Here is a 25,948-nt window from a genome sequence, read left to right on the forward strand (position 1 = left end):
AGCCATGGCCGCATAACTTAACCGAAATGGCCTCCGGCAAACCCGGTGCGGTTCAACGGTCAAGGGATGCTCGTATCTTCACCAGACGAGCTTCCGCGTGAGGTTGGACGCATCATGGCGGACATCGCCAAGGACGAAATGCCTTATGACGACCACCGAGGGATTGTTACTGTGAAAGTCAGAGACGAGAAAGGACGGGCTGTTTCCGTAGGATCGCTTACGTTCACCTATGAGGCGATCGGTAACTGATGTGCCGACCATTTCCGTGGAGAGACATGCGTATTGCCCCCGCTGGCGTCGCGCGATTTGGTTGCTCTATTTTAGGAACTTCTGAGTCTGACAGTCTATTATGGCGAAACAGAATCTCGCATGCCGCTTTTAATATAAACGGGATTTTCTCCGTACGTAGACACGATCGTAGCAGGTGCCTGAGACGTGGGATATCTTCATCCGGGATTGCAAATCTATACGATCAAAAAGCCGGATTTTCTATAGTTTCCGTCCCTGCAGTAAACTCTTGTTCACCCAGTAAAATCCTGCAGACTAGAGCGGTCGTTGCAGATTCTAGATTATCGGGTCGGAGCATTCAATTCTCTATGCAGGGCTACGTTGTCAGAACTTCGTAGCGCGAGCTCCTCAGCACTCGCGAACGCAAGACTCATGCGGTCCGCGGATCTTCAGATTGGTTTTCCCAAGCTTAACATCAAAAATAGCATGTCGAAGGTTGGGCTCCCTCTAAAGCGTAGTTTCAGACCGTTCGGATATGATGCCAAATTGCAAGGAAGGCGGCCGTCAATTTTGCTTATCCATATTTCCATTATGGACGGCAGAGACTCATTTGCCGATTGATGCTACGGAGAGTAGCAAGTCGATAGTCCTACACTGATCTAGGCGTGGCTCATCGCCAGTTTCACCCGATCCCGCCCTGAGTTTTTTGCTTCATATAGTGCCTTGTCTGCCCGCCGGTATGCATCTTGCAGATCGGAAGCCGCGGAGAGCGAAGCGACACCGAAGCTCGCGGTTGGTCTCAGCGGGAGACCCTCGATGGTTGTAGTCGCCTTGCGTAGCGTCTGAGCGAGGGACAGCGCAGTGTCCAAAGGCGTGCTAGGTAAGAAGACTGCGAATTCCTCGCCGCCTATCCGGCCTGTTGCTGAAGTTGCGGGCGCGTAGTTACGAAGAAGTTCTCCGAACGACTGAATTACCAAGTCGCCGATATGGTGGCCGTAGGTGTCATTGATACTCTTAAAATGATCGAGGTCACAGATGATAACGGCATGCGGGCCTGCCTTTGACTCCTTTAGTAGGGACCCGACACGCCGATCAAAACCGCGGCGGTTGGCAAGTTCCGACAGCGCGTCCTTTTCAGACTCGCTTTGATGATCCGCCATGATTTCCAGCACAAGGACAGCAAGAAGCGATAGCCCCACCGCCACCATCAGGACCGCGGTGGCACTCTGCGATATCAGAGCATAATCGGTGTGGATGTAATCTTTCGCCGTCGTACCACTACCGACCAGCACAGTCAGCCCCGCTTTTGCGATGAAGTGCAAACCTGTGACAAACATCAGGGCACCAAGAAATCTGTCGACTACAAGTCGCCTGCGCGACAACAGGACCGCACGCGCGCTCGAGAGGACTGCGAGGGCGAAGGGTGTCTGATATAAAACAGCATGCAACGCGGAGCTTCGCGGCAAATCGTATATCAGGTGGCTCCCGATTGTGGTCACGACAACGAACACGATCCCGACCCGCTTGTCGAGCGGTCGTCCATAGAGTTCGCCCACTCCCACACGAAGCAGCGCCATCCCGGCAACCACCGACGTGAATGCTCCCAGCGCAGAGATCTTCAAGAAGCTCGTGTACGCGACCAACAGTTCAAAGACAGCTGAAAGTGAAGCGATTCCGAAGCCTGCAGCTAGCCAGAGCGCCGCCGTGCGTGACCGGGAGCGGGTCGAAACGACTGCAAACAGCGCGCTAAAGCATAACGCGACGACCCAATTCACAGTCAGGAAAAACAACACGCCGTTCATCAACGAACCCTACATCTGCCGTCCATCACGTCATTCGGGAGGCCGAAGCGTTACCGCCTGTCCATAGGGGCTAAATGGAAATTTTGTAATAACCACTGCGTTTCATGCTTTCCCGTCGATAAATTTCTCAGTCAAGAACACCCAATGCCGTGTTGCTAAGATGGCTTGCCCGTCAGTGAGATAGAGAGCGTGGTGAGAGCAACGCCAAGACGAAATTCAAAAGAGTTGCAACTCATTTACAAGATTCCGCTGCATTTAGCAACGACAGGGCTTGTGCGCGCAGAATCCGCATCTTAATGTTATAGCATTACATGTCGTTCAATGGCATACTGCTAGTGGAGTTGTAGCGTCGTCGTGACTGAAGCGTGCCTGACCTTTGACAATCTGACTTTGGGTTACGACCACGTGCTTGCCGAGCATCATATGAACGGAGCTGTGCGTAAAGGAAAACTTAAGGCTGTCGTTGGCGGCAATGGGTCAGGGAAATCGACCCTCATGAAGGTCATCACAGGCTTGCTGGGCGCTTTGAGTAGTACCTGCTTGATCAGCGAAATGCGCGAAGCTGCTGTCTTTGCAGAATATATCTCGGACGCACGCCTTGTCGAGCAGATCGCTTTAGAAGCGGGACTAAAGCTCGGTGGCACCTTGTATTCGGACGCCCTTTCGCCTGCCAATGGCCCCGCGCCGACCTATATTCAGATGATGCTCTACAACTTCCAAACCCTGACATCTGCGGACAATCGCGGCTGAGACACCGTCTGATCAGACGGAGAGATGCATAACGCTTGCGTTATGTAATATCATTAAAAGGAGAGATGAGTGAGAAATTTAATCCTAAGCGTATCTGCGCTGGCCCTATCAGCAAGCGTGCTAGCGTCAACTGCTCTTGCTCAGGACAATGAGGAAAGCGTAACGTTCTTTCGCGTGTTCGTAGGCGACCATAACGATCCGAAAGTCACGGCGTTCGATCTGAACAAGCCCGAAAAGCGCTGGACGTTCGACACGCTCGGCCAGAACAAGCTCTACAGCGTAAATGAAGGCGCTAGCCTCGTCGCAGTTCAATCTGACAATGATGTCGTCAACTTCATCAATAGCGGCATTTCCCTTCACTCGCATGGTGATCATTCCGACATTGAGATTACCGATCCGTCGGCTGTTGAAAAAGACCTGACCGGCCCACGCCCGTTCCACGTCATCGACCATCACGGTAAGATCGTCATCAACTTCGACAAAGGCGGCTACAACGAGATCGTTGATGCGCACAAACTAACCGATGGCGAGATTAAATCGACACGGCTAAAGCAGGCCCGTGCTCACCACGGTTTTGCGGCGCCGGTCGGAAAGGGCTGGGTAACGACGGTGGCGTCCGATGCTCCGGTCGAGCGTGATACGGCTCCAACGCGTGTAGGCTTGCGTGCGGTGAAGGAAGACGGCACTCCCGCAGGTGATGTTGCGACCTGCACAGGCATTCACGGCGAAGCTTTCTCGGGTGCTTTCCTTGCTGCAGGATGCAAGGAAGGCATCTTGACGGTCACCGCAAGCGCTAATGGCCCAGTGGCTAAGATGCTACCCTATCCTGCCGATTTGCCAAAGGACCAGACCACCGGCACCCTTCTGGGCGCCAAGAGCATGCAGGTGTTTCTCGGCAACTATGGCGCAAAGGGTGTCGTCGTCGTTGACCCCGCGGATCAACCGCACTTCCGGTACATCGAATTGCCGTTTCGCCGTATCGACTTTGCACTCGATCCGGCCAACGCTCGCTTTGGCTACCTCCTGACGGAGGACGGGACTATACATCAGATCGATGTGCTTGACGGCAAGATTTCCAAAAGCGCCAAGGTGACCGAGCCTTATTCCATGGATGGCCACTGGAACGATCCGCGCCCGCGTATCGCTATGGCTGGCGATGACATCGTCATGACAGATCCCAATGCCGGGTTGGTGCGTCGCATCTCCAAGGCGGAACTGAAGGAAGTCGGGACAATCGAGGTGGAAGGCAAGCCATACAATATTGCGGTCGCTGGTGGCAGCGGCAAGATCCATGAGCACGCTAATGGAGAAGCTCACGGTCACGCTCACAGCCACGGCGATCCCAATGTATACGCTGGTTACTTTGAAGACAGCCAGGTCAAGGATCGCCCATTAACTGACTACGCTGGCGATTGGCAGTCGGTCTATCCTTACCTCAAGGACGGCACACTTGATCCAGTATGGAAGCAAAAGGCAGAAAAGGGCTCTTCGAGCATAGAAGAGATCCGCGCCGAGTACGAAGTTGGATACAAGACAGATGTGGGCCGCATCACGATCAACGGTGACGTCGTCACATTCTTTAAGACTGGTCAGCCGTCAAAGGGCGCTTATGCCTATGACGGAAAGGAAATCCTGACCTACAAGAAGGCCAATCGCGGCGTCCGTTTCATCTTTAAGAAGACCGAAGGCGATGCCAGCGCTCCGCAGTTTATCCAGTTCAGCGATCATGGAATCGCTCCGAACAAGGCTGATCATTACCATCTCTATTGGGGTGACGACCGCGCAGCTCTGCTAAAGGAAGTCACTAACTGGCCGACGTACTACCCGTCGGCATTAAAGCCAGAAGAAATTGTCAGTGAAATGAAGGCGCATTGATCGATCAAGTTACGCAACACAGCATCCGGCAGCGACACGCCGGATGCTACACCGTGTGAAAAGGCCAGTGCGCTCGGTTGAATGGGATGACTATAGCTACTGCCAAGCACTTCACCTCATGGCTCTGTCTTGCGCCAGGCAACAAGATATCAGGCGGAAAGCTGCTATCCTCGCGAACACGCCGGTCCTCGAGCCGATCGGCGGCACTTTTGCGCCTAGCAGCTACAACGATTGGTCGAAGTGATACAGCGCTCGGTGCTTTTTATCGACGGTTGTCGGGAAGAGTTGGCAAACAGAAAGCTGTCACAGCGACGGCGCGCAAGATTGCCGTTCTATTTTACAATGCCCTGCGCTTCGGCATGACTTATTGTGATCCCGGAGCCGCAGCATACGATGAACGCCATCGCGACAGAGTTCTTGCAAATCTTAAGCGGCGTGCTCAGTCACTTGGATATCAGATCGAACCCATAGCAATTGAAGAACGTGTTTCTTAGGAAAGGCCTGGGCGTCGATCTGCTGATCCTGAGTAATCGGGAGAAGACACAGCTGGTTGACGCCCTAAAGGAAGTTTGCCGCTTGCCGGAACTGCTCGCTCAGCTACAAATTGCCCGAAGCTCCTACTTTTACCATCGCACGCGCATGTGTCTGGCAGACAAGTATGCCGCCGTCCGCCACAGCCTTGCGGAAATCTTTGAAGCGAACCGTCGTTGCTACGGCTATCGCAGGCTGCAGGCGTCACTGGCCAGGAAAAGTGTGATCATCTCGGAAAAGGTTGTCCAGCGATTGATGAAGCAGGAGTGCTTGGTCGTACCCAGACCGCGCCGACGGCGTTTCGGATCATACCTGGGAGAAATAAGTCCAGCACCCGAGAACCTGATCAATCGCAACTTCCATGCAAAAGCGCCGAATGTGAAGTGGCTGACAGACATTACCGAGTTTCAAATCCCGGCTGGGAAGGTATATCTTTCGCCGATCATCGACTGCTTGGATGGCATGGTCATCAGTTGGTAGATTGGAACGCCGCCAGACGCGGGGCTGGTCAATACTATGCTGGATGCCGCTATCGAGACCGTGACAGATAGCGCGGAACGACCAATAGTCCATTCCGATCGCGGAGCCCATTACCGTTGGCCCGGCTGGCTGACACGGATCAGCGACGCGAAACTCGTTCGTTCAATGTCCCGAAAGGGCTGCTCACAAGATAACGCTGCTTGCGAGGGCTTCTTCGGTCGATTGAAAACGGAACTCTTCTATCCCCGAGACTGGAAGGCCATCACGATCGACCAGTTCGTTAGAGAAGTGGATGCCTATATCCGCTGGTACAATGAGAAGCGTATAAAGATATCGCTGGGATCACTCAGCCCGGTCGAATATCGTAAGAGCCTTGGTCTTAACCCATAAAACAGTCCAACTTTTTATCCGCACCCCCAACCGGCTCAGTTCCGCATGGAAACCAACACGGGCAGCCTTCTTGCTTGCAACAGCTCTCGACTGTATCAACCGTCCGGTCCGCTGACCTTACAGTTTCAGGCCCAGACTTTCCGTCAAAGCCTGTTTAAGCTGATGCTTTTGGGTGAGCTCTGCCCGCTGGACCCGCTCGACGATGCGGGCCACATCCTTGATCTGATCGAGTGTGTTGGCCGTCTCTGGAGCCAGCCGTAGCGCCTCCGGTTTCAGGGTGCGCATATCGGCGCTGCCAAAGCGCTGCTCGAGGGTACTTGCGATTGTCTGTGCCTCGGTGATGGCCTGCTTGCCTTCAGGCGTCGCGGAGAGTTGGGCGAGGAATGTCGGCCTGTTTTCAAGGGCCAGGCTGTCAAACTGCTGCAGAAGGACTTGGCTGCGTTTTGTAAGGCCGGGGACTTCGACGATATCCTGGCGCTCACGTTTCCATGTTTCTGACTTGCGCTCGGCTTCAAGACGACGCTGCCAGGTTTTGGCAGCGGATAGGACGTGGTTGCCAAGGGCCTGTGCATAATGGCGGGCAAGCCTGCGCTCTTTGCTTTCGCCGAGAAGCCCGACTTTACCGCGCAGGGGTCCGAACTGCTCGGGGGTCTCGATGAGAGATCTGGCCAGGACGTGCCCGTCAATGCCGGTTTCAACAATGGCGGCACTGAGCCTGGCTGCTGCCTGTTCAGGATCGAGGTAAACCTCTCGACCGACGGAGCGGACGGCCTGCATGTCGTGCTCCAGAGACGGCTTTGCTTTTTCACGGGCGATGTCTTCGACAGTACGATCGTAGAAACGAACGGCGGGAATGAGCGGGGCGGGGATGTCTGCTGAGGTAACGAGCCGGGCATCCCGATCGTCTTGAACGTGTTCAAGACCGTGTGCGGCATCGACGGCGTTGAGGGCGGGACCGACCAGATCGTCGACTGGCTCCTCGTCAGCCTGCCTGCGATCGTGTGGCCGATCCTGCTCCTGGCCCACCGGTTGCCCGGCTGGGTGCTGGACGTCATGCGCGATCGTGTTCCGGACGTCACGTTTTATCTCGTCCGTGTCGTGCAACTTTGATGTCAGCCCACGCCTCTCGGCAAAGACCTGTGTGTAATCGAGCGTCGTTTCCTTGGCACCGGACCGGCTTAGTCTGGCAACCATGTCTTTGGTGTCGCCGAGGTCATCGCGACCGGCATAAAGGGTTGCCTGATGGCGATGACGCGTCATGGCCACATAGGTCAGGTGTCGATCCATGGTCGACGATGCCATGACGAAGCTACGGTCGACGGTGGCGCCTTGGGCCTTGTGAATGGTGGTCGCATAGCCATGATCAAAACTCTGGTAATCTTTTACGGGTAGAGGGAGAACACGGGCATTGTTTTGCCCGCTGGCAGCTCCGTCGAGCCGCAGATGTATTGCGTTCGGCTCGACGACCTCCACGGTTCCCAGCATGCCGTTTTTGACAGCGAGATCACGGTTGTTTTCCAGAAGAAGGATGCGGTCGCCGGGCGCAAAGGAGCGCTTGCCGTTGACAGTTTGATAGACGATCTCACGATCTCCATTGTCAGCAAGTCCCGTCCCGACTTTAACGGTCGACGCTTCATCGTCCCCGATGCCCAAACCACTGCCCTTCGCCAGCAGCCCTTTGGCCTGCAAAGCCTGTCTGATGCCGGCGTTGATGGCTTGCACATCGACGCGACGATGGGCCAGGGCAATGCGTGAGGCATTGGGATTGTCGAGGCGATCAGCGAGATAGTCAGCCACGAGTTGTTCGCGCGCCCGATCGCGGTCATCGGCAAAACGAACGCTGCCCTGTTCAGCGTAAGCCGCCAGTCCATCAACGGTGCGGTGGGTGGCAAACGCGACCGACGCGTGGCGCTGCCAGTCGTGTGTCTGTCGTCGGATTTCAGAAAGCTCGACCGAGCCGATGCGCTCGGCAATGGCGCGGAAAGGCGAGCCGGCACCAATCGCCTGAAGCTGCTCGTGATCACCAACCAGAACGAGCTTGGCACCTCGCTTTTCGACCTGCGACACGATCCGGGCGAGCTGGCGACTGCCGACCATGCCCGCCTCATCGATGACGAAGATATCGCCGCGTTGGAGTTCGCCTTTGCCTCGTTGCCAGCCATATTCCCATGACGCCAGGGTGCGTGCGGCGATACCGGATGATTGCGTCAATCCTTCCGCTGCCTTTCCGGCAAGCGCTGCCCCATGAACCGTAAAACCCTGTGCCTCCCAGGCGTCGCGTGCCGCGGCCAGCATGGTGGATTTGCCAGCCCCGGCAAAGCCGATGACCGCGGCGATCTGCTGCGCAGCTGTGATGTGATGGACAGCAGATCGCTGCTCGTGGCTGAGACCAGAAGCGGGCAGAAGCGCGTCCTGACGACCAAGCGCATGATCAACGTTTTCAGGTCTGACACCATGGCTGTGTCTGTCTGCCATGCGCAGTGCACTGGCGGCCATGGAATGCTCGATCCCGATCATTTCGCGGGTCGAATAGCGCGCCACGTCGTCGTGTCGTTCAGGCTGCAACTCGACCAGTTGTGGTGACGCCATGACGGCGGCAAGCGCGCGTTGGAAGCTGCCATTGTCGTTGATATAGCGATGCAGCGTGCGAGCGACATCGTGACGGGTGAACACGCTCTTTTCGTCGGTGATGAGGCGCAGCACCTCGTCCGGTTTGCGCCGGATCAGCTCGGCGTTTCTCCGTGCCGCATTCTCCTCCAGCCGGGTTCTCGAGACATCCAGCCCGCGCCGCATCATCTGGCTGGCATGCACCCCCATATGTTCGGTTGGTTCGATCGACAGGCCGCGCGTCAGATGCGAGCGATCATCGACACGCACATCAAGACCAGCGCGCAGGAGATGGCGGTTGGCATGCTCTGCAAACATCTGGCGGATATCGCGGATCTGGCTGTGCGACGTTGGTAGATCATGGGCGGTAAGCCATTTGTTCTCGCGCTCGATCAGCGTCTTGTCGCCAAGGCCATCCGACGTCACCACCCGCGTGGTCATCATCACATGGGCATGGATATTGTGGGTATCGCTTTTGCCCTGCGGCACATGGATCGCAAAGTCGACGGCTGTGCCAAAGCGGTTGGCGAGATCCTGAGCAAAGGCACGCGTCAGCGACAAACGATCATCGTTGTTCAGCTCATGCGGAAGGGCGATCTCGAACTCGCGGGCAACACGGGCATCGCAGCGTTTCTCGGCAGCTTCAGCTGCGTTCCAAAGCGTCGAGCGATCAAGCGCCCAGGCCGCCTCGACGTCCTCTGGCAAAACAATCTCGCAGTGGTCGACACCTTGCTTTGCGGTAAAATCATGCACAAGACCATCGCGTTCATTTACCAGCAGACTTGCGGTGCGATAGGCAATGGCCGCCACGGCACTTCTGCCGCCTGATCTGGAGACTGGCTTGCTGCTCAGATGGTAAATCGCCACCGGCATCTGTCCTTTCCCATTGGTGGAAACCGGGTGAGTGGGAATGCTGCAATTCGCCCCCCGAACTCGTAAGTGCGCCCTTGTTGCATTCATGAGGCCATCGCTAGCACCGGCAGGCCGTGCGGGCGACGTGCAGATCTGCAGGTTGCGGGCCCTGAGAGAATGGAGTTCGAATAGCTCCGAGGCCAAATCGCTAAAGGAGCACACCGCTATGAGAAAGCCGATCGCGCAACGCATCAAAGAGCTCGAAGAGCGCAAGCGCAGTTTGCAATCGCGACTGGACAGGCAGGAGCGCGCGCACGATACCCGGCGCAAGATATTGCTCGGATCGTTTGTGTTGGAGCGCCTGGCGCAGGATGGTGATACCGGCGTTCAGTGTGACCTGAAGCATTGGCTTGCAATACAGCTGCCGGCGTTTCTCCGTCGCGATGCTGATCGGGCCTTGTTTGCCGACCTGATCGATGAATGCCGGATGGGTCAAGGCCACGGTGCGGCAGACGACAATGCGCAACAGAGCAGTGAATATCCGCAAGCCAGGAGCAGACAGGCTGATGTCATCGAGGATAATGAACCATGACGGTGTTCGATGTCATAACGCCTGCTTCTCAGCCTGGTGTTAGGGTCGATAACGAATGACTGGACGGTCACAAGGGATTGCGGGATGAGCCTGTCCTGACGGGAACGCGCTCCCCATAGCGCCGTAGTGAGCGGCAGGACAGGCGTGCGTCTGGCGCTATTGGATGAGCGAAGCGCAGCACAAGGATCAGACCAAGGGCGATCGTCGGATCCCACCGTTGCGCTCTGCGTCAACCACAGCTAGAGGCAGGCAATGACAAACAGGAATTCTCGTATGTGGCTGGATACGCCGGGGCAGTATGGTCTCATCAGCCGAACCTTGCATTGGACGATGGCCATTCTTTTGATCTGGCAGTTTCTCGTCATTCTGACGTGGCGTGTATTTGGCGATACGGAGTGGGTCAGGACGGTCACGTCGCTTGGACCTGGCCATGGCACCGTCGGCCTTCTGGTGATCGTGCTTGTCGTCATTCGCGCTACCTGGTGGACCGTCAATCGCAACCGTCGCCCGGTTCAATCGACCACCGTTACCGCTCGTATGGCCGCTGTTGTGCACGTCAGCTTCTACCTCCTGATGTTCATCATTCCGGCCTTGGCGCTGTTGCGGGCCTATGGCAGCGGCAAGGGGTGGGAGCTGTGGATCCCGGCGAGCGGGGCGGAGGTTTCATGGATGATCGCACCGGCCGATCTTTTTCACAGTCTGTTGGCATGGGTTCTGTCGGTTCTGATCGCAGGCCACGTCACCATGGCGCTCGTTCACCGCTTCGCGCTGAATGACGAAACACTTGGACGTATGACGGGAAGGCCCGGCAGAGCCACGATTGATGAGTAAGCAAGGAAGGGCAAGGCAGCCAAATCAGAACTGAAAGCAGCGCCGCAGACGAAGGCATGCCAACTCCGCTGAGAGCTTTTGTGTGAAGCGTGTCAAAGACCTAGGGGGATTTCCTGCAGTTGTTGTTTCGGTTGAACTGTGTCAGGTTTTCCAGACCACCTTTAAGAGAGTCGACGTCGATACCGCCAGCGAACAAGAACCTGCTACCATGATGAAGTCTTCCCTCGATCATATCCCGCCCCGCAAGCAACGTGAAATTGCCCGTGCGCTCGAAATCCTGCACGAGGAATTCGAGGATGCGCTTGGCGAGGGAACATCGGACTTCAAGAAGCGCGGACGCATCCTCAAAATCATCCTGTTCGGGTCCTATGCGCGTGGCACCTTTGTCGACGAACCGCATACGATGAAGGGTTATCGCTCGGACTTCGATCTGCTGGTCATCGTCAACAATCGCAAGCTGACAGACTTTGCTGAATACTGGTACAAAGCAGCCGATCGTCTCATCCGCGACAGCTTTATCGAAACGCCGGCACAGTTTATCGTTCACTCGCGTCGTGAGGTGAACATACAGCTGAAGGAAGGGCATTACTTCTTCTCGGATATCCGCAAGGAAGGCATTGTTCTTTACGAGCTGGATGACGAGCCATTGGCTGAGCCGAAGCCACTGACTGCAGAGGCACGGCTGCGGGTGGCGTGGGAGCATTTCCAGGAACGGCTCCCAAACGCTCAGCGGTCCCTGCAAACTGCTGCGTTTCAGCTGAAAAATTCGGAGACTGACATCAAGTGGCGAAAGGATGCTGCTTTTGCGCTCCATCAAACACTCGAGCAGGCTTACTCATGTGTCCTATTAACGCTTATGAATTATGGACCAGCATCGCACAACATCAAGTTTCTGCGCTCGTTGGCTGAGGAGCAGGACCTTCGATTGGTGGAAGCGTTTCCACGCGACCACCATCGGGAGCGGGCGTGGTTCAACACGATCAACGAGGCCTATGTGAAGGCCCGGTACTCGAAGCATTTCGAGATCAGCGAGGAGGCGCTTGTCTGGCTTGGGAAGCGGACGGCGCATCTTCTCGAGGTGGTAAAGAATGTCTGTGACGAACACATCGCAATGCTGGAGCAGGACGTGCTGCCGGGTGAAGCATAACAGCAAGCATGAATTGGCTGATGATCGTCAAAGATTCAGGTGCTGCCCCCGCAAACGGCTCGCCTGTGTTCTTATTGATGGTGACATTAAAGTCTGCTCTGTCCAGCAAAGTGGCACGCGTGCTACAGCAGAGGTGAGAGAACGCCGAGGTTCTCCGGATTACGCAGTTGCAGCTTCAACAGATTTGTTACACGGGTTCGGCCGAATGTTTGGAGTTTCGCCCCTCATGACAAAGTCACCAACCGCCATTGACATTCATGCTGGCTCGCGCTTCCGGATGCGCCGGTCGTCGCTGGAAATGACCCAATGCACGCTTGAAGACGGTCTCGGGATCATGTTGCAGCAGATTCGGAAATACGAAAAGGGCATAAACCGTGTGGAAGCCGGCCGATTGCAACGCAGATCTGAGCTTTTGAGTGTTCCCATCTCCTTCTTCGAGGGTGATCCGAAAACATCGGTGGATCAGGGGTCGCTGATCCCAGCTCTTCGTCCGTTGGAGCTGGATTCGAAAGAGTTCATGGCGTTGGCCAAGGCGTTCCTGGAAATTGATGACGCCAGCATTCGCCAGCGTGTCCTCGATCTTATCCAGTCTCTTGGTGGTCTAAAGGAGGATCGGGTTCTGCCGGATGCTGAACCGCTCGCTGCGCGATCTGGCGCTGAGTGATCGTGGCCTTGCAAAGTTATAATCCGGCAGAACGATCGACTGTTTTTTCTCGGTGATAATTTGGTTCAAATAGTTCTGGAAGCGATGCCCTTTTTTCTCGTCACCTATACCACCCTTGTTGAAGCCGATAACGAGGTTGCGGCGGCCCGCGACGCCGTTGACGCAGTCAGGTCCGGTTCCGAAATCCGTGTGACGGTCAAGTCCGACGAAGAAACCACAAGTGTTGTCGCCGTGTCGGCAATGCCGTCTGCCGCAGCCCCCAGCTCTCCTCCGGAAGACACAACGACCGATGTCGCGTCCCCAGCGGTGAGCGCACGAGAATATCCGCCAGTTGGGGAGCCTGTTCCTGGAATGCCCGCGTGCAAGACGGGATACTCTCTAACAGCGCAGCATTTCGTGGTTCTTTGTATCACCGCAGCGGCCGCGATCTGGTTTCTGATCTAACTCCTTTTAATGGGTGTACGCAGCGCGATTGACCACGAGTGTTGGTTTGAGAGCCAGTTCAGATGATCTGGTGCGGACCCTTGATCAACGCCGATCTATAGCGCCGGCCTTGCGTTTTTGGATGTCACAGTTGCGGGCCGCATCTGGCATTTTTCCTGGGTCGGTATATCAATAGCGTTGTCGATCCCGACTGGAGGAACCGGATATGTGGAAATTGGTTTTGGTTTGCGTTGCCTTGATCTCCTTTGTCACGGCGCCAGCTAGCGCTGGGCAGTGCCGAGACGCCAAAGGCAAATTTGTAAAGTGCGAGCCGGTCAAGAAAAAGGCCGTACAGTGCAAGGATACAAAGGGTAAATTTGCAAAGTGTGGCACGACGGGCGCGATGCCTGTGAATTGACCGTCAAGACCCTCGATGTGCGAAGATCGAGGGCTTTAAACCACGTCGTTTAGCGAGGCCATGACACAACGCGGCTGGATTGGGTGTCCGCTCATCCAGTTCGTATGTCTAGCAAAGCTTTGCCCTTGGGTCCGGAGCTTGGCTGCCGTGACCGGACCACGGGGCAAACGCGTCGAATACGCTTACGTATTTGATGGACCGTGTCGCTGGGCTCGGTTAGGAAAAACCATCAGAGTATCGCGGTGAAACGCATGGCAGGATCATTGGAAGCAAGGCCGCTTTTCGGCATCGGGCTGGCGGCCATGGGCTACTCCTGTTTTGCTCTTCAGGATGCCTCGTCAAATGGCTTGTGGAAAGCTACGAGGTTCCGCAAATCCTCTTCGTGCGAAGCGCAGTCATCGTCCTGATCACCGGCCTCCTGGCACGCCGCTACCGCCACCCGTCCATCCTTAAGAGCAAATACCGCGGCACCGTCATCATTCGCGCAGCCCTCATGCTCACCGCATGGATGCTGTTCTACAGCTCCGCGCGATATCTCGGGCTGGCGGAACTCACCACGCTCTATTTCTCCGCACCCATCATGGTGAGGGTTCTCTCCATCTTCGTTCTGAAGGAAAAGGTCGGTGCCGGCCGCTCGATAGCCTGCGCGATCGGTTTCGTCGGTGTCGTCGTGGCGGCCAATCCGGCCCATTCTCCTAACTGGCTCCCCGCAACACTGTGCATCATCGCAGGCTTCTGCTGGGCGTGGAGCACAATCCTCATTCGTCTCGTCAGCAGAAGCGAAACGACGCTGACGCAGATGTATGCCACCAGCGCACTGTTCGGCATCGCCTGCGCACTGTCCTTGCCCTGGCTCTGGAAAAACCCGGATGCGCAAGGCTGGCTCCTCATGATTGCGGTCGGGCTAGTCTCAACAATCGGGCAATATCTTCTCTATGAAGGCTTCAGACACGCGCCCGCATCGTCGCTGGCGCCAGTGGAATACACTGGCCTGATCTGGGCCTTCATCTACGGCTACGCCATCTGGACGGAAGTACCGGCAATCAACGTCTTCATCGGCGCTGTCCTCATCGCGGCAGCAAGTCTCGTGCTTGTCAGCTGGGAGCGCCGAAATGTGAGGATCGCGAAGGAGCGGGTGGGTTAATCCGTTCTTTCAAACCATCCTGTGTCGAAGCAGGCCCCCGCAACCACTGAAACTTGTAAATTCGACCATTCCAAATATTTGCTTTTAAGCTCCTCACCATACTGGTCGAGGAGCTTTTTGCGTTTGGCCTCCGTGTCGATCTCGCCAGACGCAATTCGCGCCATCAGATCGTTGCCTGCTGCGGCAAGGAACTGCTGCTCCATCAGATCGAGAACCTCCATGGATGCCATGATACTGGCGATGTCGCCATGGACCTGCAGGCTCGCCGGCTGGTGGCCCGGTGTCTTGCCGATCACCACGGTCTGAATGAGATCGCGCACGATCGGCATCAGGCGCTGTTTGGCGTCTTCGTCGGCATTGTTACGGGCTAGGAACATCAGCTTGCGGATGGCAACCTCGACATTATCAGGATTGAACTGCTGCTTCAGCTTCGCAATTTTTTCCTGAAAATCCTCCTTCGGCGCTTCGGTAGCGGCAAGCTCTAAGGCCAGTTGCTCACGCGTCACTTCCAGTCCATCCAGTTGGTCGTCGAGGATGGCAAGGCGCGGTCGGCCTTCGGCATGCCGGTCCTGGATTTGTTGCATCAGACCCGCCTGCGTCGATTTGATTTTTGCAAGCTCTGTCGCAATCTGATCTTTGCGGGAGGGGACGCTCTTCAGCTTGGTCACCTCATGGGCGATCATCTTGTGCGAAATCCGGTCAAAGATATCGATGGAGTAGAATGCGACCGGAATGCAATTGAGGACGCGCTCTTCGAGTTCATGGCGTGTGATGGTTTTGCTGTTGCTACAGCATTCGCCGCCGAGTTCGTCGATCGGTAGACGCTTCTTGCGGTTGGTGCAGCTATAGCGATCCTTTCCGCTGATTGCGTAGGGGCCGCCGCACTCGGCACATTGGAGCATCCGGCTGAGAAGATATTCCGGACGGTGCGTCGCGTTGAGACGGTTTGTCGAGTGCCGGTCGAACTCTTCCCGGCTTTCGGCTTGGCGTTGCTTCGCCCGTTCCCACAGCTCATCCGAAACAATGCGCAGCTCAGGTTTGTCCATGAACTCCCATTCGTCCCTGTCGTTCGCACGAGATGTTCGCCGTTCTGTCGTCGGGTCCTTGCGGAACTTCTGTTTGTTCCAGACGACTTTCCCGACATAGAGGGAGTTGTTTAGGATTCCGGTCCCGTCAGTGACACTGCCCCGGATGGTAGTGTCGCGCCAGTATTTGGTACGTGCGCCCGGGATCTGCAAGTCATTCAGCTTCTGTGCGATGGCTGCCGGTGAGACGCCATCGACATAGTCTTTGAAGATCCCCCGCACGATCTCGGCCTTGACCGGATCGATCTCCCTCAGCCCCTTGATGCGGTCACCATTCGCATCGCGATGCTGGGATAGCTTGTAGCCGTAGGAGAGGCAAGTGGTTGCCTTCCCCTTGCGTACTGCTGTCTTCATACCTTCTCGGGTGCGTGTCCGACCCTGCTCGACGAGCTCATGGCTCATCGTGGAGCGCATGTGCAACTCCATATCTGTGACCGCCCGGCCGGCCTCGACAGTCCAGATGGCGCAGTCGTGGTAGTTCAAATCCTTCAGGATCTTCGAGGTGTGCTCGACATCGCGGGACAGACGATCGACATTGACGCAGAGCACGACATCGATACGTTCGCGCTTCACATGCGCCAAGAGCTGCTGGATGCCAGGGCGAGAGGTGAATGTCGTCCCGCTGATCGCGGAGTCGGAGTACGTCGCGACCAGCTTCCAGTCCCTATCGGCAACAAACTTCTTGCCGAGTTCCGTCTGGGTCTCGATCGAAACCTCATTCTGGCGGTCGGTGGAGTAGCGGGCGTAGAATAGAACGTTCTTGGTCATGTGCTGAATTCCATCTTCAATACTGTGATTGTGCAGACTGGCCGGTGTGGCCGGCCAGTCTGCATCTTTCGAAGCTGCACTATGGCCGAGATGGAGATCCTACAGGGCCCCTAGCCGCAAAACTCTGGCGCAGCTTGACGCGCCTCCAGAGCTCATCCGTGATGATGCGCAGTGCGTACGCAGAAACGAAGTTCCGGCCAGGTACCCACGAACGACCGATATAGATCTCGTCGTTGAGGATGCCGGTGCGACGAGCGCGGTCGCCGCGGATGGTGGCGCCACTCCATTTGCGGTCACAAGGGCCGGGGATACCTTCCGATTCGAGGATTGTCGCAATTTTTGCCGGCGACATTCCATCGGCGTACATCTGGAAAATTCGCTGGACGATTTCTGCGGTCCCTGGTTCAGATGTCTGAAAACCGAAAATGTGCTGCTGATCGTTGTTATATGCGCCGCTGTAGCAATATCCGTATGCAAGGGGAACCAGGTGTTCTACCTCATAAAGGTCATCAGGCATCTGCGAGCGATTGCGACTGCCTCTGATCGGAGTATCTTCAATCCGAGCAAAATTAGTAGGTGTTCGCATGAGAGCGGCAGATGGTTGAGTTGTTACGCGTGGCACGTTTCTTAGCCGTGGGGCTGATGAATACGACTTTTGGGTATGCCAGTTACACGGTATGCATTCTGCTTTCCATGCCATTGTGGATTGCGCTTGTTGTATCGATGATCGCGGCCTTGATGTTCAATTTTGTCACCTATGGCGGACTGGTTTTCAAAGATTTATCGCGTCGGAATTTACCCAGATTTCTCGTCTTTTATACTGGATTCGCGATCTCTAACTACAGCGCTCTGCGGACACTTGAGACGTTCGGAATTGATCCACTAATTGGACAGGCGCTGTTGTTGCCTTTGCTCGCGATTATATGTTACCTGGGGCTTCGATTGTTTGTGTTTCGCACAACTTAGAGGGGATTGGATGGGTGTTGACGCGACGGAGGAGTTCAAGCCTATTCCTGTTCGACGGGGGCATGGGACGTTCGCTCAGCTAGTATATGGCTTGCGTCTTCTCGTAGATCTTCAGCTCTTGACATGTACCCGTTTTCTAACGCCGCGATTGAATCGTGTCGTAGGACCTGTGCTCGACGTCGGATGCGGCGAGATGCCGTTCCGTTCGCTCATTGGGCGCCAAGTACAGTACACGGGGCTGGACGTTCCTCAGGCAAGTTCCTTCGGCATGGGCAACAACACAGAAATCGTTGCATTCGATGGAAAGACCATTCCGTTTCCAGATTCTTACTTCGAGACGCTGCTGTGCACTGAGGTCCTTGAGCATGCGGTCGATCCTGTAGCGTTGATCGCGGAAATGTACAGAGTAATGCGTCCCGGCGGTACGCTACTCATTACGGTTCCTTTCGCAGCGCGCGTACACCATGCGCCCTACGATTTTCATAGATTTACTCGATTTCGACTAGCTGCGATGTTCTCCGCGTTCGATAATTGTGAGATTCTGGAGCGCGGCAACGATATCGCCGTAATCGCCAACAAGCTAATCGTGCTGTGCGTACGACTGGCAAAGCCAAAAAGGTTGAAGGACCTACTGTGGACGGGACCTCTGTCAATATTGATTGCGCCTTGCGCCATTTTTGCGCTGTTGTCGGCGCACCTATCTCTATGTATCGGTGCGGGTTCTAAGAACGATCCTCTCGGCTACGGCGTTGTAGCGCACAAGGGGCCGAAATGACACAGTTCAAGCTGCAAGACGAGAACGGATTCAACCAAGTCTTCACTCCTGTCGGTTCAACTCTTATTAGAGCAAATCGACGCAATGCTTGGTTTGTCGCGCAAGCCGAGCGTGTCAAGGCGAAGCGAATACTCGAAATTGGTTGCGGCACCGGCGAGGCCGCTGCATACGTCGCTCAACATATAACTGCAGAAGTCGTCGGCGTCGACATCAGCGATAGCTTCCTTGCCCATGCTAAGGCCACGCATAAGGCTCCGAATCTCCGCTTTGAAAAACTCGATCTCTTGGGGGAAAACCCGCTCGTTCTCGGCAAGTTTGATATGATATATGGCAACGGAATATTACATCATCTCGTTGTAGAGCTCGAATCTGTTTTGGGCACGATGCGTTCGATGACGCAAGACGGTGGCTGCATGGCATTTATCGAGCCAAATCTCATGAATCCTTATTGTGCCTTTATCTTCGGAACTAGGATCGGCCGCAAATGGGCATGTCTTGAGCCGGACGAAATGGCGTTCAGCGCCGCCCGTCTGAGACAAAGGGTTCAGGCGTCTGGCTGGCGGGATATAAGCATCGTTACTAGAGATTTCCTCCTGCCGGGAATACCTCACTCTCTGGTAAAACCCACCCTTGTTGTCGAACCCGCGTTGGAAGCCACGGCGTTGACCAGATGGCTTGCGCAGTCTCATTTCCTGACTGCTGGGGTATAGGTCACGTCCAGGAGACATGGCCGGACACGACTTTCGCTAGGATTAAGAACAGTCGGGCACCTTTCGGTTGGAGACATACGCGGCAATTCACAGAGTAAGCGAGCCAATCGATCAAACAGCCGCGAGTGCACCGGAACAAAGCTCAAGCAAAGTGATTGCGGCTATTGTGTGGCGGCTAACTCTAGCCTATTGAGAAAGAGATGACTGGTTGTATTGGGGTAGAAGGCTTCTACCATCGGCACCGTTGAGCTAGGGAATGTAACGTGGAAACTCCGGGTATAGCGAACAACCGACTCACCGATTCTGATTTCAGACGCGCACGACTGCGCCTCCTTAAAATGCACTATGAAAGCGGTGTCGGCCACATTGGCGGCAATCTCTCCGCGATTGATTCTATGATGATAACGTTCCACGAATTCATGCAGCCGAGTGACCGATTTATTCTTTCAAAGGGCCACTCTGCTGGCGCTCTATATATCGTGCTCTGGAGCCTAGGACTTTTGACCGATCAAGATCTCGCCACCTTCCATAGGGATGCGACCCTTCTGGCGGGGCACCCACCCGCAAGCGGACTACCGAAAATCGACTTTGCAACAGGAAGTCTGGGCCATGGCCTCTCGCTTGCAGCCGGAACAGCTCTAGCCTTTCGTCTCAAGGCGAATAATGGAACTGTATTCTGCTTGACGTCGGACGGTGAGTGGCAGGAGGGCTCGACATGGGAAGCATTCATATTCGCCTGCCACCAGAAGCTCGCAAATCTGAAGATACTGGTGGATCAAAACGGGTTGCAAGGATTTGGCACAACCGAAGGCGTTGCGTCCATGCAGTCACTTCAGGCACGGATCGCCGGGTTCAATGCCCAGATCGATGTTGTTTCAGGTCATGACCCTGTTGAAATCCGAAGTGCCCTCGCTCGTAAAACCGACCGTCCACACGTTATCGTCATGGAAACAGTTAAGGGAAAGGGCGTGTCCTTCATGGAAAATCAAGTAGGCTGGCATTATTTGCCGCTTAATGAAGCCTTACACCTCAAGGCCATCCAGGATTTGTCCACGCTATGAGAAACCAGTTTTGCGATGCTCTTGTAGCTCGGTTAGATGACCCGAATCTCGTGTTCCTAACCGGCGATCTTGGTTATATGGCTCTGGAACCATTACGCGAAGCGATGAAGGAACGTTTTATCAATGCAGGTATAGCCGAGCAGAACATGGTGTCCGTTGCCGCTGGGCTCTCGCGGCAGGGGCTTGATGTCTGGGCATACAGCATTGCACCTTTCTGCTATGCGAGGGCGTTCGAGCAATTGCGAAACGACGTTGCATTTCACAACTTGCCTGTGAAAATTGTCGGTAATGGGGGAGGTTATGCTTATGGCGTTATGGGGCCGACCCATCACTCCATCGAGGACTACGGCGTCCTTTTGACGTTGCCAAATACCCGCGCCTTCGTTCCAGTTTTCGATGAAGATGTCCCGGCTGTCATAGCTAAGATGGCTGACAAGCCAGGACTCAGCTATCTACGGCTTGGTCGCGGCGAACCGCCCAAGGGTTGGAGCGTGCCTGCATACGCTCCATGGCGCAAGCTGACAGAAGGATTTGGGCCAGTGGTGATTGCGGTAGGGCCGCTTGCTGGCACCTACATCGAAGCCTGCAACAGTATTGAGAAGGCGCGAAGGCCAGTTTTATGGGCAGTGGCTGAATTGCCGCTGGCTGAAAATCCCCCCTCAAAAGAACTCCTAGATGCGATTGAAGCCTGCGGCGTGGTCTATATTGCTGAAGAGCATGTGCGCCAAGGCAGCTTTGGGTCGGACTTCGCGCTCTACCTCCTAGGTAGCGATCACGGGAATATCAGGATGCGGCACCTCTATGCGCGTGCTCATCACTTTTCAAAATATGGGTCGCAACGATATTTGCGAGGCGAGTCTGGTTTGGACCCTGCTTCCCTGATGCAAACAATTAGCCACTATAATTTATCCAGGCAACATTCATAATGACCGACATTGAAGCTTTTATCCGCGCTCTTCGCGGTCCAATCCTCGTAACGGGTGCGTCAGGCTTCGTGGGGGCGAACTTGTTTCAAATGATTGCCCGCCAACGCAGCGACGTGTTTGCGGTTGTCCAGAGAGAAAAGAATTGGCGCCTGCAAGATGTCCGGGACCACCAGATCCTTGCTGCTGATCTCAATGACGAAAATGCCGTCAAGAACCTTCTCGATGGTGTGCAGCCACAAACGGTATTCGACTGCGTCGCATACGGAGCCTATTCGTTCGAGAAGAATGCAAGTCTGATTTATGAAACAAATTTTCTCGCCACTACGCGTCTGGTGGGGATGTTGGCAAGTCGCCCTCTCGCCGCATTTGTTCACGCAGGAAGCTCGTCGGAATATGGAATCAATTCCGCCGCACCCCGTGAAACGGACGCTTGCAAGCCGAACAGCGACTACGCTGTATCTAAAGTGGCTGCCAGCGATTATCTGAGCTACATGGGCAAGCATCACCAGTTTCCCTGCGTTAATCTTCGGCTTTATTCGGTCTACGGTCCGTTGGAGGACACGTCTCGGCTGATGCCCAACCTCGTAAAGGAGATGCTGTCAAAACGACTGCCGCCACTGGTTGATCCGGAAATATCACGGGACTTCATTTTTATCGATGACGTGTGCCATGCGTTCATTCTTGCCGCGGCCAAGATGAACCCATCTATTTTTGGTGAGAGTCTGAATATAGGATCAGGTATAAAGACCACCATCGGCCAACTCGTTGAGACTGCTCGTACAACTTTCGGCGTCACTGCGACACCTGTTTATAACAGTATGGAAGCGCGTGCATGGGATCTTCAGGACTGGTACTCAAACTCCGAGAAGGCAGATCAAATGCTGGGATGGAAAGCGAAAACCTCTCTCGAAAGCGGACTTATAAAAATAGCTGAGTGGATTGCCACGCTACCCGAGGAGGAGATGTCCAACACCACTAAACGCGCGACCTTGAACAGGCGCAGGAGCGTTACCGCAATCATCGCATGCTATAAGGATGCAGAAGCAATCCCGATTATGTATCGCCGTCTGACAGATGTGTTCCGACGGCTGAAAATCGATTATGAAATTATATTTGTTAACGACTGTAGTCCCGACGAAACCGCTGATGTGATTTTGAAGATTTCTGCGCAGGACAAGAATGTATTGGGCATTTCCCATTCCCGCAATTTCGGATCGCAGATGGCATTTCGTAGCGGCATGGAACTATCGACTAAGCAGGCAGTCGTTCTCCTTGACGGCGATCTGCAAGACCCACCGGAATTAATCGAGGACTTTTATTCGAAATGGGAGCAAGGGCATGACGTTGTCTATGGACGGCGTGTACAGCGCGAGATGCCTTGGATCTGGGGTTTGTTGTACAAGGCGTTCTATAGAGTATTCGCGGCCTTTAGCTACGTAAAGATCCCCCTCGATGCTGGTGACTTTTCTCTCATTGACCAGCGTGTTGTGGGATGGCTATTGCGATCTCCAGAACGCGACCTTTTTATGCGAGGGCTTCGCGCATATGTAGGATTTCGCCAGACGGGTGTTGATTACATTCGTCCGGAACGCCAGTTTGGCCGCTCGACGAACAATCTGCTGAAGAACATCGATTGGGCGAAGAAGGGAATCTTTTCATTCAGCAACGTCCCGATGTCGATGCTAACAGCAACCGGTGTGGTTTTGTTCGCTTTGTCGATATTAGCCGTCATCCTCGTGGTTCTGGCGCGGGCCCTGTTTCCGGATATCGCCCCTCGAGGGATTACAACTCTGCTGATCAGCGTCCTCTTCTTTGGCTCCCTCAATCTCCTGGCGATAGGTCTAGTCGGCGAATACGTGGCCAAGATCATGACCGAGGTTAAAGATAGGCCTCGACTGATAAGATCAGCACTCATAAGAAACGGAAAAACCACACAACTTCAATCTGACGGGACGATTGTGTGAGGCGCTGAGCAGAACCCGCGCAAAGATGCTTTGAGATTCAATCAAGAGGCGCAGGTGATAAACAATATCTGACACCTTTATCACTGATGGTGCCAACTGCACGCTTAGGTTTTATAAGCGCTGTAGTATTCTGGCGGACGGTCGAAGCGGCGCTTTGTGCCATGATGCTCAAGGCTAGTAGCATACTCTTTTATGGAATTATGATGGGCAGCGGTTTTAGATGGCAAATAATAAAAGTACTGTGCTGATTTATCTGTTCGTAGCTGCCATTATTGTGTTTTGGCCTTTTGTTGTATTAAGCTTTAGAAGTAAGCTAAGTACACTGTTTCAAAGCCTGTCAGTCCTATCAGGTGATCGGGTATTTGGCCTCCCCAGCAAAACGATTGGGATCGGCCTAGGTGTGGCTCTGAGCTACACGTTGCTCTGGTGGAAGACTGTGGACGACCGGAAGTTCGCCGAGAGCTTAGCAGTGTCCGCGCTCATTTTCATTGCCGGGCTATTTCTTGTTGAAATTGGCGTCAAACGGTTCTTACGGATAAGGCCTGTCGCCGGAAAGTATCTTGCTGCAGCGATTGCTATCATACTCGCAGGCTACTTGAGTTTCTCATCTGGAATTCTTAGCCATACGAGTGTTTCTCTCGTAGCATGGCACCATTGGAGCGCGTATATCCTTCTGAGTGGGTTGCTGACTTCGACGCCATCTATCTGCGAGGTGAGCAGAAGAGCTTTGGGAGATATACCGCATTTCATTTTAGCAAGAGATGATCAGCGGCGTTCTTAGTCACAGTCCACCAGCGTGTGGTAGGTCAACTTATTTCCGGTTATTCCTTAAATATTAAGCGAAACCGGGTAGTGTCTATTGTCCGAAGGATGCCATGTTTCTCATCGTCGACCGCAAAATTTACTGTCGAGAACACACCTCTCTTTTCTCGTTCCGTTTCTCCAAACATTTTGTAGGCGGCCTGATCTTCCTTGCAGTTCTGGCTTTGCTAATCTGGCGTTTGCCATTAGGGATCGATTTTTCGGACGAAGCCTACTATGCCATCTTCATAGACGACTGGCTGAAAGGGGGCATTGGCAGCAGTACTTTAACGACGATTCACCAAACCGCACAGCTCCTCCCCTACGCGATCCTGCGGATACTGGGTATCGAGAAGACCCCTGACGGAATGATCCTATGGATGCGAGTCATGTATCTCGTCGCTTCAACAACGGCGGCGCTAGTTTTGCTGCGGCTGCTCGTTCGCATTTGTAAACCGGTTAGCGCCTGGTGTTGCGCAGCGGTGGCGTTGAGCTTCATTCCGTTTGGTCTTCCGGCCGTTTCTTATAATACGATCGGTCTGCAAGGCCTTATCGTCGCTTTGTCTGCCCTAGGAATAGCACTGTCAGACAAACGTCTATACCGCTCGTGGGCGGTGGTGTCTGCGGTCGGGTGGGCAATTTCCGTAACGGCCTATCCTTCGTTAGGCCTCACACTCGCAGCATGCGTTGCGATCTTGGGCGTTATGGAAGGGTTGAAAAAGTTTGCATTCTATTACGTTGCTGTCCTCATCGTGGTCCAAGCAAGTGCTTGGGTTGCCGTAATCAACGCGCTTTCCTTCGAAAGACTTCTGGATAGCGTCGCCTATCTCGCGGCAATCAATGATGTCGATGGCTGGTCACGTAAGATTGACTACTCCTTCGGATTGCTGGCATCACATCGGACCTTTACTATCGCCTGTACCTTATCCATTGTCTTGGGAGTCTTCCGCCAACACCTCGGCGTGCACCTGACATCAGTGGGCATCGCTATACTGGTCGTCATTCTTTTCAAAGGACATGTGGCACTTTTCTGTCGTTCCCACGACGTCGTTACTGTCGTTTCACTAACCGGCATCGGTTTGGTCACGCGCATGCGAAGGGCCTGCTTTTTGCCGACAGATCGGGTTCTTGGTCTTATTTGGCTAACAGGAATGGCCGCGGGACTGACGACAATGGCGAGTGCGTATCACAGCATTCTCAATTTTCCAGTGGGCGCTGCCATTGCCGCTGTCGCCTCCTTGGCGGGCTTGAGTCCAAAGAATAAACCCATGATCAAGTCAGCCGTCGCTGCTCAAGCTGTGGTCATCATCGCCCTACTTAACACTTCGCTGTTTTATTACTACGGTAGTCCTCCGAACGCACCAATGCTGGCATCAAAAATTTCGGGAGGAGCGTTTGCGGGTCTGCGCGGTACGCAATTCCAAGCTGAAGCTCTTACCTGGGTCCAAAATGATGTTGCGCCTCTCGCAGGTGACGATCGAAGTATAGCCTTCGTAGGTTGGAATTACGGGCTTATTCTCGCCACCCCATTGCGCCCGCAAATGCTCGCCGTTCCTCCTCTTATGAATTCAACGGGATTGGCTATAAATCATGATTTCTTTGCGAAACAGCAGAACCGTCCGAGCTTGGTCATTATACAAGAAGATGTCGGCTATCGACCTCTTAACCCGTTAGGTCCTCGCTTCGCGGACTGGTATGAACAGATATCCAGCAAACAGTGGCCGCCGAGCACTTTCACGGTATATCGTAGGAAGCCTGAGAGCATCAATTGAGTGTTACAACGAGATTGCATAGATTTGACGTGCGCCCTATTTTCTGTAAGTGCGCGCTCGAATCTTACGGGGTTAAGCTCATTCCGGCGGGGATTCCGATGAGCCGTTCATAAGCGAGATGGACACCTTGTGGGCGATCGCGCGATGTGCTCAGAACTCATTATAACTCTGCGCCAAACTCATCTATCCGAACAGTTCCGCAGTATCAAAGGTATGGGCAGCGGTGTCCTTCTTTGAGAGGATCGGCGGCGCCGTTAAAGGCCACGCAATATTGAGCGTAGGGTCGTTCCACATAACGGCACGCTCGTTTTCAGGCGAATAGAAATCGGTCGTCTTATAGAGAAACTGGGCTGTTTCCGATGTGACGAGGAAGCCGTGGGCAAAAC

At 54.5% G+C, this 25,948-nt stretch carries 21 protein-coding genes and 3 pseudogenes; 19 read left to right on the top strand and 5 right to left on the bottom strand.

Annotated elements, in window-relative coordinates; genetic code table 11:
* Positions 1-66: 66 nt before the first annotated feature.
* The gene (locus QRN55_RS24060; protein ID WP_502871373.1) at positions 67-249 is read left to right on the top strand and encodes a DUF6894 family protein; all 183 of its coding nucleotides are present in this window, start codon (positions 67-69) and stop codon (positions 247-249) included.
* A 638-nt stretch (positions 250-887) separates the two neighbouring features.
* On the opposite strand, the gene QRN55_RS24065 is transcribed toward QRN55_RS24060, so the two are convergent.
* Complete coding sequence (locus tag QRN55_RS24065; RefSeq protein WP_112500256.1) at positions 888-2,030, bottom strand: GGDEF domain-containing protein; 1,143 nt, start codon at positions 2,028-2,030, stop codon at positions 888-890.
* Positions 2,031-2,384: 354 nt separating this feature from the next.
* On the opposite strand from QRN55_RS24065, the gene QRN55_RS24545 reads away from it, so the two are divergent.
* The 4 genes and pseudogenes from QRN55_RS24545 to QRN55_RS24090 form a co-directional block, all read left to right on the top strand.
* Positions 2,385-2,780 carry a metal ABC transporter solute-binding protein, Zn/Mn family gene (locus tag QRN55_RS24545; protein WP_431355682.1) on the top strand — a complete coding sequence of 132 codons (396 nt, stop codon included), beginning with the start codon at positions 2,385-2,387 and terminating at the stop codon, positions 2,778-2,780.
* 1,200 nt (positions 2,781-3,980) lie between these two features.
* Entirely contained in the window at positions 3,981-4,655 is a 675-nt protein-coding gene (locus QRN55_RS24480; protein WP_431355709.1) for a ZinT family metal-binding protein, read from the top strand.
* Between the two features lie 98 nt (positions 4,656-4,753).
* A pseudogene (locus QRN55_RS24085) lies at positions 4,754-5,149 on the top strand (transposase); the annotation flags it as partial.
* Positions 5,136-6,056, top strand: a pseudogene (locus QRN55_RS24090) (IS3 family transposase); the annotation flags it as partial. The pseudogenes QRN55_RS24085 and QRN55_RS24090, both read left to right, overlap by 14 nt.
* Positions 6,057-6,173: 117 nt before the next feature.
* On the opposite strand, the gene traA reads toward QRN55_RS24090, so the two are convergent.
* Entirely contained in the window at positions 6,174-9,530 is a 3,357-nt protein-coding gene (gene traA, locus QRN55_RS24095) for a Ti-type conjugative transfer relaxase TraA (RefSeq protein WP_233137760.1), read from the bottom strand.
* Between the two features lie 211 nt (positions 9,531-9,741).
* On the opposite strand from traA, the gene QRN55_RS24100 reads away from it, so the two are divergent.
* From QRN55_RS24100 to QRN55_RS24125, 6 genes and pseudogenes are all read left to right on the top strand, one after another.
* The gene (locus tag QRN55_RS24100; protein ID WP_233136734.1) at positions 9,742-10,107 is read left to right on the top strand and encodes a mobilization protein; all 366 of its coding nucleotides are present in this window, start codon (positions 9,742-9,744) and stop codon (positions 10,105-10,107) included.
* A 252-nt stretch (positions 10,108-10,359) separates the two neighbouring features.
* Entirely contained in the window at positions 10,360-10,938 is a 579-nt protein-coding gene (locus QRN55_RS24105; protein WP_233136733.1) for a cytochrome b, read from the top strand.
* Between the two features lie 208 nt (positions 10,939-11,146).
* Positions 11,147-12,085, top strand: a complete 939-nt coding sequence (locus QRN55_RS24110) for a nucleotidyltransferase and HEPN domain-containing protein (RefSeq protein ID WP_233136732.1) — start codon at positions 11,147-11,149, stop codon at positions 12,083-12,085.
* Positions 12,075-12,749, top strand: a complete 675-nt coding sequence (locus tag QRN55_RS24115) for a helix-turn-helix domain-containing protein (protein WP_233136731.1) — start codon at positions 12,075-12,077, stop codon at positions 12,747-12,749. The genes QRN55_RS24110 and QRN55_RS24115 overlap by 11 nt, the downstream gene beginning before the upstream one ends.
* Before the next feature lie 60 nt (positions 12,750-12,809).
* Complete coding sequence (locus QRN55_RS24120) at positions 12,810-13,193, top strand: hypothetical protein (protein ID WP_233136730.1); 384 nt, start codon at positions 12,810-12,812, stop codon at positions 13,191-13,193.
* A gap of 648 nt (positions 13,194-13,841) precedes the next feature.
* Positions 13,842-14,734 (top strand): annotated as a pseudogene (locus tag QRN55_RS24125) (DMT family transporter).
* On the opposite strand, the gene QRN55_RS24130 reads toward QRN55_RS24125, so the two are convergent.
* Both QRN55_RS24130 and QRN55_RS24135 read right to left on the bottom strand, forming a co-directional pair.
* Positions 14,731-16,587 (bottom strand): recombinase family protein, encoded by a 1,857-nt coding sequence (locus QRN55_RS24130; protein ID WP_284778564.1) that lies wholly within the window; start codon positions 16,585-16,587, stop codon positions 14,731-14,733. The pseudogene QRN55_RS24125 and the gene QRN55_RS24130 sit on opposite strands and share 4 nt — an antisense overlap.
* 79 nt (positions 16,588-16,666) lie before the next feature.
* Positions 16,667-17,104 (bottom strand): recombinase family protein, encoded by a 438-nt coding sequence (locus QRN55_RS24135; RefSeq protein WP_233136728.1) that lies wholly within the window; start codon positions 17,102-17,104, stop codon positions 16,667-16,669.
* A gap of 80 nt (positions 17,105-17,184) precedes the next feature.
* Here QRN55_RS24135 and QRN55_RS24140 point away from each other — a divergent pair, with 80 nt between their 5' ends.
* The 8 genes from QRN55_RS24140 (at position 17,185) to QRN55_RS24175 (ending at position 25,562) form a co-directional block, all read left to right on the top strand.
* Entirely contained in the window at positions 17,185-17,553 is a 369-nt protein-coding gene (locus QRN55_RS24140; RefSeq protein WP_233136727.1) for a GtrA family protein, read from the top strand.
* Positions 17,554-17,563: 10 nt separating this feature from the next.
* Positions 17,564-18,328 (top strand): class I SAM-dependent methyltransferase, encoded by a 765-nt coding sequence (locus QRN55_RS24145; RefSeq protein WP_277880499.1) that lies wholly within the window; start codon positions 17,564-17,566, stop codon positions 18,326-18,328.
* Complete coding sequence (locus QRN55_RS24150) at positions 18,325-19,038, top strand: class I SAM-dependent methyltransferase (protein WP_233136725.1); 714 nt, start codon at positions 18,325-18,327, stop codon at positions 19,036-19,038. The genes QRN55_RS24145 and QRN55_RS24150 overlap by 4 nt, the downstream gene beginning before the upstream one ends.
* A 263-nt stretch (positions 19,039-19,301) precedes the next feature.
* On the top strand, positions 19,302-20,099 hold the full coding sequence (locus QRN55_RS24155) for a transketolase (protein ID WP_233136724.1): 798 nt from the start codon (positions 19,302-19,304) through the stop codon (positions 20,097-20,099).
* Positions 20,096-21,025, top strand: coding sequence for a transketolase family protein (locus QRN55_RS24160; RefSeq protein ID WP_233136723.1), 930 nt, complete (start codon positions 20,096-20,098; stop codon positions 21,023-21,025). The genes QRN55_RS24155 and QRN55_RS24160 overlap by 4 nt, the downstream gene beginning before the upstream one ends.
* The gene (locus QRN55_RS24165; RefSeq protein ID WP_233136722.1) at positions 21,025-22,989 is read left to right on the top strand and encodes an NAD-dependent epimerase/dehydratase family protein; all 1,965 of its coding nucleotides are present in this window, start codon (positions 21,025-21,027) and stop codon (positions 22,987-22,989) included. The genes QRN55_RS24160 and QRN55_RS24165 overlap by 1 nt, the downstream gene beginning before the upstream one ends.
* Before the next feature lie 220 nt (positions 22,990-23,209).
* The gene (locus QRN55_RS24170) at positions 23,210-23,770 is read left to right on the top strand and encodes a hypothetical protein (protein WP_284778566.1); all 561 of its coding nucleotides are present in this window, start codon (positions 23,210-23,212) and stop codon (positions 23,768-23,770) included.
* Between the two features lie 94 nt (positions 23,771-23,864).
* On the top strand, positions 23,865-25,562 hold the full coding sequence (locus tag QRN55_RS24175; protein WP_233136720.1) for a hypothetical protein: 1,698 nt from the start codon (positions 23,865-23,867) through the stop codon (positions 25,560-25,562).
* Between the two features lie 183 nt (positions 25,563-25,745).
* Here QRN55_RS24175 and QRN55_RS24180 read toward each other — a convergent pair.
* Positions 25,746-25,948: dTDP-4-dehydrorhamnose 3,5-epimerase family protein (locus tag QRN55_RS24180; protein WP_284778567.1), on the bottom strand; the 203-nt coding region annotated here is incomplete at its 5' end.

Origin of the sequence: Agrobacterium sp. lyk4-40-TYG-31 (assembly GCF_030209855.1) — a bacterium.
GTDB classification, from domain to species: domain Bacteria; phylum Pseudomonadota; class Alphaproteobacteria; order Rhizobiales; family Rhizobiaceae; genus Agrobacterium; species Agrobacterium vaccinii.

Coding starts and splice junctions, on each gene's coding strand:
- QRN55_RS24130 (WP_284778564.1), bottom strand. CDS start 16,587: ATGACCAAGAACGTTCTATTCTACGCCCGCTACTCCACCGACCGCCAG.
- QRN55_RS24065 (WP_112500256.1), bottom strand. CDS start 2,030: ATGAACGGCGTGTTGTTTTTCCTGACTGTGAATTGGGTCGTCGCGTTA.
- QRN55_RS24105 (WP_233136733.1), top strand. CDS start 10,360: ATGACAAACAGGAATTCTCGTATGTGGCTGGATACGCCGGGGCAGTAT.
- QRN55_RS24135 (WP_233136728.1), bottom strand. CDS start 17,104: ATGCCTGATGACCTTTATGAGGTAGAACACCTGGTTCCCCTTGCATAC.
- QRN55_RS24140 (WP_233136727.1), top strand. CDS start 17,185: ATGGTTGAGTTGTTACGCGTGGCACGTTTCTTAGCCGTGGGGCTGATG.
- QRN55_RS24175 (WP_233136720.1), top strand. CDS start 23,865: ATGTTTCTCATCGTCGACCGCAAAATTTACTGTCGAGAACACACCTCT.
- QRN55_RS24110 (WP_233136732.1), top strand. CDS start 11,147: ATGATGAAGTCTTCCCTCGATCATATCCCGCCCCGCAAGCAACGTGAA.
- QRN55_RS24145 (WP_277880499.1), top strand. CDS start 17,564: ATGGGTGTTGACGCGACGGAGGAGTTCAAGCCTATTCCTGTTCGACGG.
- QRN55_RS24165 (WP_233136722.1), top strand. CDS start 21,025: ATGACCGACATTGAAGCTTTTATCCGCGCTCTTCGCGGTCCAATCCTC.
- QRN55_RS24160 (WP_233136723.1), top strand. CDS start 20,096: ATGAGAAACCAGTTTTGCGATGCTCTTGTAGCTCGGTTAGATGACCCG.
- QRN55_RS24100 (WP_233136734.1), top strand. CDS start 9,742: ATGAGAAAGCCGATCGCGCAACGCATCAAAGAGCTCGAAGAGCGCAAG.
- QRN55_RS24060 (WP_502871373.1), top strand. CDS start 67: ATGCTCGTATCTTCACCAGACGAGCTTCCGCGTGAGGTTGGACGCATC.
- QRN55_RS24170 (WP_284778566.1), top strand. CDS start 23,210: ATGGCAAATAATAAAAGTACTGTGCTGATTTATCTGTTCGTAGCTGCC.
- QRN55_RS24150 (WP_233136725.1), top strand. CDS start 18,325: ATGACACAGTTCAAGCTGCAAGACGAGAACGGATTCAACCAAGTCTTC.